General features: G+C 41.4%; 4 protein-coding genes. All 4 read right to left on the bottom strand.

Features of this window, described 5'->3' with window-relative positions:
• Positions 1 to 5: 5 nt before the first annotated feature.
• Genes M2372_RS01865 through M2372_RS01850 form a run of 4 tightly spaced genes read right to left on the bottom strand, consistent with a single transcriptional unit; the run spans position 6 to position 13,605 of the window.
• Positions 6 to 806, bottom strand: coding sequence for a thioesterase II family protein (locus M2372_RS01865; RefSeq protein WP_123318598.1), 801 nt, complete (start codon positions 804 to 806; stop codon positions 6 to 8).
• A gap of 37 nt (positions 807 to 843) precedes the next feature.
• Positions 844 to 6,639 (bottom strand): non-ribosomal peptide synthetase, encoded by a 5,796-nt coding sequence (locus M2372_RS01860; protein WP_148060726.1) that lies wholly within the window; start codon positions 6,637 to 6,639, stop codon positions 844 to 846.
• A gap of 48 nt (positions 6,640 to 6,687) precedes the next feature.
• Positions 6,688 to 8,577: a type I polyketide synthase gene (locus tag M2372_RS01855; RefSeq protein WP_123318600.1), complete on the bottom strand. Its 1,890-nt coding sequence runs from the start codon at positions 8,575 to 8,577 to the stop codon at positions 6,688 to 6,690.
• Positions 8,578 to 8,595: 18 nt separating this feature from the next.
• Complete coding sequence (locus M2372_RS01850; RefSeq protein ID WP_123318601.1) at positions 8,596 to 13,605, bottom strand: beta-ketoacyl synthase N-terminal-like domain-containing protein; 5,010 nt, start codon at positions 13,603 to 13,605, stop codon at positions 8,596 to 8,598.
• Between the last annotated feature and the right edge of the window lie 6 nt (positions 13,606 to 13,611).

Below are 13,611 nucleotides of genomic sequence, written 5' to 3'. Positions count from 1 at the left end.
GTAATTTAAGAGAGTGATTTTCTTGTTTGGGTAATGGTATCCATCAGTGAATTCAGGTAGGTTTCACCCAATGCCTGAATAAAAAAGTGGTGACCTTCAAACTCCTTGATGTAAAATTCATCTGTGGTCACATCTTTCCAGTATTCCACAATTTCTTTGGTTGCATCGTCCTGTGTAGCGCAATGGGCTTCAATAGGAATCTGAAGTTTTTGTCCTGTGTATCGTAAGGATTCATGGGTACGCAGATCTCCTCTCAGTTGGGAGAGGGTAAACTGTAACATTTCCGGATGATTCAGAATGGCTTCCGGAGTACCGCCCATTTTTTTGATTTCTTCAATGATTTCGGCATCAGTACTTGCGCTGCTCAAAGGGTTAGGATCCTGCATATGAGGAGCATGGCGTCCGGCTACAATCAGTTTTTCAGGGAGCTGGAAACCTCTTTCCTGTAAGGTATAAGCGACCTGAAAGGCAACTGCTGCTCCAAAACTGTGCCCGTAAATAATATAAGGAGTGCGTACCACTTTTGGAAAAACCGATAAAAAAGCTTCTACCAGTTCGTCAATGGAGGTTGCGGCCGGAGATGTAATGTGATTGCCGCGTCCCGGGATCTCCACAGGAATAAAGTCTATGTCATTCATGGCATGGGTGGCGTTGCACCAGCTTCTGTACAAACCGGCACTGCTGCCGGCTGAAGGAAAACAAAATACCTGGATGCGCTCTTCCGAAGGTCTGAACGAATCTGTGTTTTCTTGTTCCTCCTGTATTTTTCTATGGTTAAAAGGAAACCATCTTTGTAAAATATTCATATAGTTTTAGTTTTAATCTGTAGTTTTAATTTGTTTTTTATGAATCTGCACTCAGTTGAATGTTCCAGTTTTCAGCGTCTACAATCCGGTGTACCCATGCTTCATACAGCGTCACGATTTTTTCAAGCTGCTGAAGATCAAAAGTTTCTTCCACCACATCCCAGTTGATCAGGTATTCATCTCCTCTGCGGTAGATCTGATGGTCAATGACTACCTGCGGAGTCTGGCTTACGGCATAGACTTCTTTCACGCCTTCAGGGAAGAAATTGTTTTCCATATCTGCTGACTCGCTGCTTAGCAAACTGGTATACACAACGGGCATCACTGCTTTTCCGGGATTGTTTTTGTTTAAAGCCCTTAAGACTTCCAATCCATTTTTAGCCCGGTGCTCCACGGCCTGCCATATTTGTTCCTGAATGGCAGTGGCTTCGTATAAGAAGGTTGATTGATTTTCAGGGAAATAGGAGATTAAGGCCACATTGGTAAAGTCACCCATGACCTCGTTGACATCCGGATGGAGACCCAGACGGTTGAAAAGCGTCATATTTAAAGTAAGAGCTTTCCCGCCACTCCAGTGGGACAGAAGTTTTGAAAAGATGGTTGCCAATACGGCTGTAGCACTCAGATTATACTCTCCGGCTTTTTGGGTTAAAGCTTCAATGGCTTTATCTGATACAGCAAATGTGTACCTTTTGAATTTTGGATGTTCAATCTCAGAGAGCGGCTTTATAAACGGTAATTCCGGTCCGGAAGGAATGTCTTTTAACTTGGATTCCCAGTAATTTTCTGCTTTCTGCAGGAATTGCTGATGTTCCAGATGCCATTTTTTTTCATCGGCAATGTATTGCTTAACGGTATATCCTGGCTTTTTTACTTCCTGCCCCTGATAGGCTTTAATGATTTCCCGCATCAGAAGATCGGCGCTCCAGGCATCCAGTAAAAGTAAATCGACGCTCAGATGTAAAATGGTGTCGGTAGAATGAGCGCTGCTCACTTCAAAATGAAACATAGGCCACTTTCCAAGAGGATATTTATGGTGGGAACGTTCTGTTCTGATGGCTTCGGGTGTCTCATTAGATATTGTAATCTGGTAATAAGGTTGCTGTGGTAAAACTGCCTGGGTTCCATCTTCGTAAATAACGGTTCTCAGGGCATCATGTAACCCAATGACATGATTCACTACTTTTTCCAGTTTCTCGACATCAAGGTTGGGCCATTTCAATTCGCTGTAATAATGAGATCCTACATTTCCTAGTTCAAAAGTATTATCCCTGCCCATTAAAAAGGCCGCCTGAATAGGAGTAAGGGCAAATCGTTCGTATTGTTTTTGATGTTTTTTAAACGTTTCGGACTGCAAATAGGCAATCAGGAAAGTTTTGCTGGCTTTTAACTGTTCAAGCAATTCAGGAGAAAGGGCTCCTTCAGGCGCTTTGAATTTCAGTTTGTCTTCTTCTACCCAAAGCTGTACTTCTTTCTGTTCACATGCATTAACCAAAGATTGCAGGGTGTCCGTATGTTTTTGCCATTCTAAAGATGCAAGCTCTGTCTGCATGGCTGCTTTTTCAGATTGAAAATCTATAGCACCGGCAATGAGTGTATGCAGATAAAAGTGCTGTATAGAAAGGTTTAAGTTGGCTCTGATCTGTTCAAAATCATAACCTCCCAGCTGACAGGCTCCAATATTATAATGTACACCCTCTGCTTCCAGCAGCTGCGAAATAAAGCCGGCTTCCAACATAGAGAAGCGCAGTGATTCTTTATTGTAAATGGGATAAATGGCTTCCATATCTGCGATCATGTGAACCGCAAAAGCTCCCTGATCCAGCCAGTTATGGTTAAAATTAAGCTGCGTGGCTGAGATGATATTTTCATGAGAAACCAAGATAAGTTCCTGATTATACGGATCGAAATAGTAATACCCTTCCTTTACATGTTCTACTTTGTCCCTGAAAACGGTTACATAGATCTGTACAGGATATATTCCCCCTGAAGAAGCATAATTGAAGCGTACATTCTGATCCATGGACTGAGCAGAACATAGATTTAAATAGCCTTTAAATTCTTCAAATGAAACAGCTCTGTCGATAAAAGTACGGTAGCTTTTTCTCCATGCACTATAGATATCCGGTGTTGGGCTGTCTGCTAATGAAATCCGGTTGTCGGAAGAGAGAGCCGTACGTTGTGCAATCCTGCTTTTCTTGTAAGACTGTCTCGGTTCCAACTGATCAATGAAAGGTAATCCGCTAAGGTATTTCATTTGTTCAGCAGTATACAAAAGGAATTGAGGCGAGACAGAATGATTTCCGGTTTCTTCAAGTTCTTCAAACCGGATGTTTTTGGCCAGATAATATTCAATCAGTTCAGCAACAGAACTCAATCTCACCATATCACCTACCGTAGGACGATCCAGGAAGTGGGTTTCCAGTTGATTGGCAAGGCGGATGATATCCATAGAAGAAACTCCCAGTTCACTGAACTGATCCTGCTCATTGAGTTCCGGCAGATCAAATACTTCCCGCACAACTTTCAGGACCGGATGGATACTTCCGTTTTTTGAATGGGTTGTTTCCTTTCCGGTATCAGGTTTTTCAGCTCGGGATGAGGTTTGTTCCGCAGCTTGCCGGATCAATGCATTTCGGTCAATCTTTCCATTGGCGGTTACAGGATAGTTTTTCAATGGAATGATGCTGTCCGGAATAAAGTAGGGTGGAAGATATTTTGCCAGCTGTTTTTTGAAATCAGACTCTGAAAAAGTATCTGCGTCCGATTTCACATAGGCTACCAGCTTTTTGTGGGCTGCTTTTTCTCCAATAGACAGAATTACAGGATCCAATGCCGGATTACACTGTTGAAATGCCATTTGGATTTCTGCTATTTCAATACGGTATCCGTTGATTTTCAACTGATCGTCTTTTCGTCCCAGGAATTCAATCATTCCATTTTCTATATACTGTCCGTAATCCCCTGTATCATACAATCTGATATGGAGCGTAGGATGGATATAAAATGCTTTTTGGGTTAAGTCTTCACGGCCCCAATATTCCGTTGCAAGACCTTTTCCGGCGATATGTAATTTTCCTTTGACGAATGTTGGACACGGGCGTCCTGATTCATCCAGTACATAAAATTGCTGATTGGATAGGGGATACCCATAAGGAATGGAAGTCCAGTCTTCTTCGAGTGCTTTCACTTCATAATAATTTGACCAGATGGATGCTTCTGTAGCACCTCCCATACTTACCAGACTGGCATTAGGTATCAGTTTTTTCATCCGGTCAAAAGTGGAAAGCGGAATCCAGTCCCCTGATAAAAAGACTTTTTCTAAAGACAGGTTGTTCTGCTCCTGAGTAGCATCAAGCAAAATGTTGAATAAGGCAGGAACAGAATTCCATAAGGTAATCTGATGTTGGGTAATCAGGGATTTCCATGCTATCGGATCAATACGTTCTTCTTCTGTAGGAACAATGAGCTTTCCGCCCGTTCCCAGTACTCCGAAGATGTCATATACCGATAGATCAAAGCTATAGGCTGATACTCCTAATACAGTATCATTTTCGGTTACGTCAAAGCGTCTGTTGATATCCAGAATAGTGTTTACAGCTGCCTCGTGGGTAATCACTACACCTTTGGGATTGCCTGTTGATCCTGATGTAAAGATAATATAAGCAATGTCCTGAGGGAGAATGACCGTTTTTTCAAAATCAATTTTTTCCCAGGTGATATCAGACTGTTGTAAGTGCAGGAAATTTTCGGTTTGTATTTCGTTTAAATCAAATTCCTGATCGGTAATAAAACCCAGTGCTTCCGCCTGCTGAATAATTTCAACGGTTCTGGCTTCAGGATTGTTGTGAGACATCGGAATATAGGATGCCCCATATTGAACAATACCAAGAATAACGGCGATGGATTCAAATGATTTTTGCATCTGAACCACAATTCTGGCTCCTTTTTTAATCTGATTACGCTGCAATAATGCCGAAATATGATTGGCTTTTTCGGTTAATTCTTTGTAAGAGTATGTTTGTTCTTTAAAAATAATAGCTTCTCTGCTGGGATCTTTTTGAGCGTATTCCAGAATCTGCTCATGCAGCAGAAGTACCGGATAATTGTATTGAGTCTGATTGACAATCTTTTGGATTTCACGTTGATCATTAGGTCTCAAATCATCTAGTGTTGATTCCCAGAATGAAATTTCCTCTACTGCATTTTCAATTAAGCGTGTATAGGTTTCAAACATGGAAGCAATCAATCCGTCGGGGAATATGGTATTTAAAGCATCCCACGCCACTACCATATCTTCGTTTTTAATCATCACCTGTGAGTCTAACCAAACCTGTGGCGTCTGAGAAGAAGAATAGCCTACTTCGCCAAACACGGAAGGGTCTCCCAGATCATTTCCATCTTTGCTTAAACCTAATGCACTGGTAAATACGACAGGGTAGAACAGATCCGCTGAAGGATTGATACGGTTGAGCTCTCTTACCACCTCAACGGCAGAATACGTTTTGTGCTCCAGGTCTTCCTGCATCTGCCATTGCAGTGCCAAAGCATTTTCTTCTACGCTGCGGTTGAGACAGTTGACGCTTAAAAGGGACAGATGGGTGAAATCTCCGATGACTTTATCAATGTCAGGATGAACAGGATCTCTTTCAAAAACGGTAAGCATCAACCCAAACTGTGGTCCGGAACCCCAGGCAGAGAGTACTTCTGAAAAAAGGCTCATCAAAGCTGCAGTAGGGGTTAGTTTTTTCTGTGCGGCATGTTGACAGAATTTTTCCCATTGTTGTTTGGTAAAGGTGTGTTCAAAATGGGTAAATTCTTTGGCGGTATGGCCAAAGGCACTGATCTGTTTTTTTAATGGCAGCTGGGGCGGAAGAGATAAGCTGTCCATCCTGTTCAGCCAATATGCCTTATCTTCTTCATATCGGTCAGATCTTTTTCTTAACTCAATGTACTGAAGATAATCACGGAAAGAAGCTTTGATTTGCGGCAGAGCGTTTTGAGAAGAAGCGTTTTTCAATCGCTGCGAATATAAGATTGAAAGGTCTCTCCAGAACAGACGCAGACTTAATGCATCGCTGGCGATAAAGTCCATTCCGAAATGGATGCGCCATGTTCCTGATTCCATTTCACTGACTCTGAGATCAAATAAAGGTTTGCTGAGTGGGATGATCTGGTTTTCCATCTCTTCACGGATCTCTGCAAGATGTTTCTGTAGATCTTTACCTTTATTGATGCTAAACAGAGGAATAATGTAATTCATTTCCGGAAGAATTTTCTGGAAACCGTTTTCATCCACTCTCACGCGAAGCATTTCGTGTCTTTTGATCAGATCATTGATGGCAAGCTGTAAAGCGTGCATGTCCAGATCTCGGGTGTTCATTTCAAAATATCCGTAACAGCTGATGCCGCCCCAGGGCAATTCTGCATTTCTGCCTACCACGTAAGCATTTTGGATATCTCCGAGTCTGAAACTTTCATATCTGGAGTCTTCATCATTTTTGTATAAACTCAAGGTAGTATTTTCAGAAGAAGTAAGCTGTTGTTCATTGACCTGTTCAAAGATGAATTCTGCCCAGCTTTGTAAGGTAGGCTCTCTTAAAAAGTCTGTACTTCTTACTTCTATACCCAATTCTTTTTTCCAGCGGCCTGTAAGGTCAGCCATGGCAATAGAGTCTAATCCTATGGTAAACAGATTTTCATCATTTTCAAGTTCTTCCAGCTCGTCTTCATCGAGCTTTAATTCTTCCATCAGATTCTTTTGAAGATATTCAAAAGCTTCTGACACACTGTTAAGTGTTACCTGTGGAGATTCTTGTTCTATAGTTATCACAAAATAGTTTTAAATGTTATTGTTTTATCTGAATAATGCTGCTCAGCATCAGGTGGTTTTCAACCCGAATACTTTTTCCCGAAACTGATAATTCGGGACATATACTTTTCTTAGGCTGCATCCTTTGTAATAGGACTTCCAGTCTGTTTTTTTACCTTTTATCCAGTCTGCAAAGACATGATGTTCCAGATCCGGATTGAGTTGGATATCTGAAAAGGAGATTCTATCAACACTTTTTTCAGATATTTCAAGAATATCACTGCTGTTTCTCCAAAGACCTTTTACAGGAATGCTATCCGATTCATCGGCAAGAGCAGTTTCTAAAATCCTGAGGGCTTCGTTTTGATCGGCTGCCCAGATTACCTGTTTTTCTTTGAAATCAGCTCTGGATACATTCTGGCTGTAGGATAATTCATCCATACTCAGATTTTCGCTTTCCTTTAAGAAAGAAGCAAAAGCGGTCCATTGATCTCTGATACAGGACAGGTTTCTGGCACTGAAACGAAGCGGCCACTTCCGGAAAGCTTCATTCGGTTTTTCCTGCTGATAGGAAGCTGGATTATCATATTCTTCCAGTACGATATGAGCATTGGTTCCGCTTAACCCAAAAGAACTGATCGCTGCTGTTCTTGGCTTTTGTGAGGCGTTCCATTCTATTGTTTTTGTTGGAATTTCAATGCATGATTCAGACCAGTTGATATGGGATGAGGGTGTGTTAAAATGCAGATTTCCGGGAACTTTTTTATGTTCCAATGCCAATACGGTTTTAATAAATCCTGCAACGCCCGCTGCGGCTTCCAGGTGGCCAAGGTTCGATTTTACGGTACCTACATACACCGGAGATTGCCTTTCTTGAGGCAGTAAATGGATAATGGAGTTCATTTCAATAGGATCGCCTATTTCAGTTCCGGTTCCGTGGGCTTCGATATAATCGGGGCCATTTTCGCTGATCCCGGCTTTCTTCCAGACCTCTTTCAGCAACATTTCCTGTGAAGGGCCGTGAGGCACGGTAGGACCGGAAGATAATCCACCCTGATTAACTCCGGATGCTTTAATGACTGCATGAATATGATCACCAGCCTTCACGGCATCCGCCAGCTTTTTAAGCACCACAATACCGCATCCTTCTCCACGAACAGTTCCATTGGCTTCCGCATCAAATGATTTACTGCGGCATTCCGGAGAAAGGATATTCAGGGAAGAAAATAATGCTGTGGATTCCTGGAAAAGCAACAGATTGACTCCACCCGCAAGTGCCATGTCACAATCGCCCATCCATAAGCCCTTACAAGCCTGGTCAATACTCACCAATGATGAAGAACAGGCAGTATCAGTCGTAATTCCCGGTCCCTGGAACCCAAAGAAATAGCTGGCTCTTCCGGACATAAATGAAAATCCGTTACCTGATACATCATAAGGTTCAAATTGGGCAGTCAGTTTTCTTTCGCTGGCGAGCTGCTGCATATATTCCATCAGCATAACACCTGCATACACTCCTGTTTTACTTCCACGCAATGAATCCGGGGCATATCCTGCATTTTCCAGGGCTTCCCAGCAGACTTTCAGAAATAATCTTTGCTGGGGATCGGTGCGTTCTGCCTCTCTTGGGGAAAAACGGAATAAGCGGTGGTCGAAAGCTTCGATATCTTCTTCAAGATACCCGGCTTCTTTTAAAAAGGGACTTCTTTCCCATGCGCCACCCAATGTATTTTCTGTTCTCTTTTCCGGGATAGGACCAATGAGGTCTTGCTGCGATTGTAAGGCTTGCCAGAATTTTTCCGGACTGCTGGCTCCTTTGGGAAACCTGCACGCCATTCCTACAATAGCAATAGGTTCAAAAAGAGAATCCTGGTTGTGTTCTATTTGTTTTTTCAATCTTCGGATTTCCTCAAGAGCTTTTCTGAGAATATCTGAACGATCTGTAATATTGTTTTCCATTGAATTTTGTTTTGGTATTTACTGCAATTCCTGCATTAAAAGCTGTAAAAGATCCTCTTCACTTTCTTCTTTTTTATCGTCGACAGAGGAATCCGGAACTTTTTGCGTTAATTCTTCAAGGTGCTGGCTTAAAAGATCCACTGTATTAAAGTCATAAATAAGACTTACGGATAATTTGATATCAAGCAGTTCTTCCAGGTCGGTTCGTATGCCTAATGAGTGAATAGAACCCAATCCCAGTTCAAAAAGAGGAATCGAAGAATCTACTTCATCGATATCAATTTCAAGTTCCTCTGCCACCATTTTCCGAATGATTTCCCGTAAAGGTTTATCCTGGATTTTAGGAGTGTTTTGTTCTTTTTTATTCCCTGAAGTGGTTTCCTTGTGAGTAAGCAGTGACAACAGCTGATTATGATTAAGCAACTGATACAGCGGGGTAAAACGTTTCCAGTCGATATTCATAATCCCGGGAGTCGTGAGAGCTGATGTGGCAGCCAGTTCCAAAGCTTTGTCAATGGCAACGCTCATAGGAATGGTCAAAATACCGGACGCTTCAAGTTCTTTTGCTTCTTCGTCTTTCATCAATCCTTTTTCTGCAAACCTTCCGAAACGGACTGAAAGGGTTCTTTTCCCTGAAAGATTTCTGTTAAAAGCAAGTCCGTCCAGCAGTAAGTTGGCACTTGAATATCCTGCTACTCCGTCTCCTGACCATAATGAAGCAATAGAGGAGGTGTACAGGGTAAATCCAACCTTGAAATTTTCAAATTGCTGATCTAGCTGTAAAGCCCCTTCGTATTTTGCCTTCCATTCAGCTTCAAGTTCTTCGGTATTGGCTTCAGTGACTTTATTTCGGGTAATGGCTCCGGCAGCATGAATCAGATTGATTTCTTCAATGCCTTGTTTTTTTAACAAAATAGCAATGGCTTCCATGTCTTCAGCAGAATCTACTTTTCCGGCAATTGCTGAAATCAAAATACCCTCTGATCTGCATTGTTCCACATACTTGCGGAAATCCAGCTGTGACGGGCTGAGTTTCATTTTCCTGGCCTGGCTTTCTTTTGCCTGCAGCCATGATGGATTACGGGACAGTAGATAGATTTTTTTGCACCCTGATTTGATCAGCTGCTCGGTAAAGATCCGGCCCATTTGCCCTAATCCACCTGTAATCAATACAGGGTTTTTCCAGTCGCCTTTGGGCTGTTTATTTTCAGAATGAGTGTCAATTTCTCTTGTAAGCACAGGAGTGTAAACCGTAGTTTCCCTTATGGCAAGCTGATCATCAGTGAAAAGATTTTTAACCTGAGAAAGGAAGGTCGTTTCCTGAATAGATGCAAGGTCAATGACCCCTTTCCATCTTTGTTTTGCTTCTATAGGCATGGTTCGGGCCAGTCCCCAAAGCGCTGTTTGAAAAGGATTGACTTCTTCTGTAGTATTGGCTGCTGCTCCTTTAACTGTACATAATCTGAAACTAAGATTTTTAGGGAGATTCAACAACAGATCTTTGCATACAGCAAACACTGAGGATAACCCTTTAATATCATCAATAGGAGGGGTAAAGAGTATTAATTCTTTGTTATCCTCTGTCTGACTTTTAATGAGCTCGGAAATAGTATTGAATACTGATAGGTTTTGATGTACCTTTTTTTCAGATTCCTGTCCAATAAAAGCTATCTGTGGTAGATCTTCAGAATTCTTTTCAACCGCTGAAAATACCTGTTGAGCTTGCTGAATATTTAGGAAAACCCATAGATCCTGTTGAACGGACGGATTTGCTTTTTTCTCAGTGTCTTCAAAGTTGACCTCCAGCTTTTTCCATTGCTCTTCATACACGAATTCATTTTCTTTTCCTGGTTTTAAAAATTCGGTCAAAATTTTTCGAATTTCCATAGAGGTAATTTCCATCAAAGGATTTCCTTCAGAATCACAAAAACTGAACTGAGCTTTCATTGCATCACTATCTGCTTTTAGCAATTCTCCTGACGCATGAACAGGGCCATGAAATGGTTGATAAAAGTTAATTTCATCATAACGGGAAGGCACAAAAGGTTCGGAAAACTGTTCAAATATTTTGGCTGAAAATAAAGCATGCATACAGGCATCCAGCAGTTCAGGAGAAGCAAATAAATCCTTTGCTTTTTCATTCTGCTTTACAACAGCTTTCATGCTTCGGTCATCGGATTTCACCTGATTCACCAAACGGAATTCCGTACCATATTCTATTCCCCATTGATCCAATTGATCATAAAATACTAGGGTGTCGATAGGAGTTAAAGCGGCATCATTAACGGTCACTAAGGGTTTAGGAACTCTATTTTCAGAACGAAGTTCAAAATTACCTTTTATATGAAGCAGCCAATCCTCCTGGTCTTTTTTGCTCCTGATTTCCCAGAAGCCACTTGCTGTAAATGGTTCTTCATGGTCATTATACACTACATCCAGTTGTACCTCTCTTTTTTCCTCCAATGAATGGAAACTCATCGGCTGGAAAATCTGTACATTTTTTAAAGTAATCTTATGGCTTTTCTGAAGATAAAATAATGCTTCAACAACCATGGAAAGATATCCTGCGCCTGGAAAAATATAATTTCCGTTCACGATATGATCTTTAATGAAAACTTCCTTTTCAGGGCTGAATGATGAAGTAAAAATTTTTCTGTTATCCTGCTTCGTATCCTGCTGATGATGAAGAATAGAAGCAATAATATTCCCTTTTTCAGGTTGTTGAATATTTCCGGAAGCTGCCGGATCTTTTCTACTATTGATTCTGTATGATTCTGAGATATAAGTTCCCATAGCCAGTGGAGCAGGAGGGAGTGGTACTTTTCTTATAGGTTGATTTCCTAAAAGAGAGGTCCATTCTATTTCAACTCCTTTTGCATAAGAATACAACATGAAATCGGATAATTGATCTGTTGTGTCAGCTAATGAAACCGAAACTTTTGAATCATCATTCAGAAGATTCACCGTAATTTCCTGTATTGAGGAATCTCCTGTTTTGTCAAGCCAGAATTCTTTATTAGCTGCTTTTTCAGCTTTTTCCCAATCATGATTTCCTGTACGGAAACTAATTCTGTCAAGCAGTTGTGCACGTTTTGATCCGTTTTCCAGGATAAACAGCAACAATGCTTCTTCAAGGTTCAATAATCCACTGAAAACAGCTCCCAGATAATCTCCATCACCGGATGTATTCAAGATGACATCGGCTTTTAACATAGAAATAATGGAATCAGTCCATATCAATGCCTGAGTAAAACGGACCGCTTTCTGTTCCAATGCTGTAGCAGGATTTTGTGAAAGATCAGAAAGAGATTTACCGAATAACTTCGTCAGAATATGATCAATTTTTGTGATGGATAGCCTGAACAGTTCTTCTTTTCTCCAGCTTTGAAGAGATTCCGGATTAAAATCATTGAAATTTTGAATATGTACAACAAGCTGATTTCTTTTTCTCCTTCCTTTCAGTGAAACAGTATTGAAAATATTTTGCTGGTCATGTTGAAATTTTTCGAGTTCCGTTATCAATTCTTCTGTGTTATTCAGCCAGGCACAGAGGGATTCTTCAAATATTTCCCGTCCATTCATCAATGTATTGGACAGGGCTGCAATAGAGGTATTCTTATCAATACTATGTAAAAGAGAAGAAACATATTGTTGTAAAGTGGTTTCATTTTGCGCAGAAATGAGAATCGGCCATTTTTTAGCTGATGATCCTGAAGGATTATTTGTTTTTTGCTCAGGGGCTTTCCCCAGAATCGCATGAACATTTGCTCCAGTCATACTGAAGGCACTGATTCCAATATATTTTTCCTTGTTTTCCCAGTTTTGAGTTTCTTTGACCGGGACAATTGGTTTTTCATGCCACTTAAAGCCGGGATTCAGCTCTTCCAGATGCAGTCCGGGAGGGATCGCATTGTTTTTAAGGATCAACAGAGACTTGATTAACGAAGCCACTCCTGCCGCGGGTTCAAGATGTCCTATATTGGATTTCACAGACCCTACAAAAAGTGGCTCTGCTGCTGATTTTTCACTTCCGAATACCTGGTAAAGTGCTTCAAGCTCCACAGGGTCTCCAAGATAGGTGCCTGTTCCGTGAGCTTCTACATATCCTATATCTCCAGCAGAAAGTCCTGCTTTTTTCAGACATGATTCTATCAGCCTGACCTGGGCTTTTCCGTTGGGAGCGGTGAGTCCATTGCTTCTTCCGTCATGATTGGTGGCTGTACCTTCTACAGTCCCGTAAATATAATCGCCGTCTCTTTCCGCATCTTCCAGACGTTTAAGCAATAAAACGCCTACACCTTCACCACGGATATAGCCATCCGCATGTTTGGAGAAAGCCTGGCATTGCGCAGATTTTGACAAAGCACCCATTTGGGCCAATGCGACTAATGCATGAGGAGACAGAATACAGTTTACTCCTCCGGAAAGGGCATAATCACATTCTTCATTCAGTAAGCTCTGGCAGGCTAAATGCAGAGTCATCAGTGATGAAGAACAGATCGTATCCAGTTGAATAGCCGGTCCGTTTAACCCTAATAAATAAGCCACTCTTCCTGCGGCAATTGCATTACAGTTCCCCAATGGATTAGAGGCCGTATAGCCATTCACTCCATCCGGAGCAATGTCGAAATCGTAATAATCACGATAGCTCAGTCCAAAGAATACGCCTGTTTTTTCTTTAATGGAATCAATTTTATACCCTGCATTCTGAATGCTGTTCCAGGAAGACTGGATCAGCAGACGTTGCTGTGGATCGATATCGGCAGCCTCTTTTTCAGGAATACCAAAGCTTGAAGGAGAAAAATCAAATACATCGGAAATAAATCCGGCACGGTTGACAAAGGTTTTTCCTTTACCCCCTTCAATATCGTAATAAAAGGAATGATCCCAACGGTCGGAAGGTATAGGGATGATTCCGTTTTTTTGATGTAAAAGTGCTTCCCAAAACTGATCCGGACCATTGGACTGTCCCGGGAATTTGCAATCCAAACCAATGACCGCTATCTTATTTTTTTTGATGGTGTTCATATTGTA

Origin of the sequence: Chryseobacterium sp. BIGb0232 (assembly GCF_024810195.1) — a bacterium.
Lineage (GTDB): Bacteria > Bacteroidota > Bacteroidia > Flavobacteriales > Weeksellaceae > Chryseobacterium > Chryseobacterium pennae.
The sequence above is the reverse complement of the archived record's forward strand: the minus strand, read 5'-3'. Positions and strand labels throughout refer to the sequence as shown.

Coding starts and splice junctions, on each gene's coding strand:
- M2372_RS01865 (WP_123318598.1), bottom strand. CDS start 806: ATGAATATTTTACAAAGATGGTTTCCTTTTAACCATAGAAAAATACAG.
- M2372_RS01855 (WP_123318600.1), bottom strand. CDS start 8,577: ATGGAAAACAATATTACAGATCGTTCAGATATTCTCAGAAAAGCTCTT.
- M2372_RS01850 (WP_123318601.1), bottom strand. CDS start 13,605: ATGAACACCATCAAAAAAAATAAGATAGCGGTCATTGGTTTGGATTGC.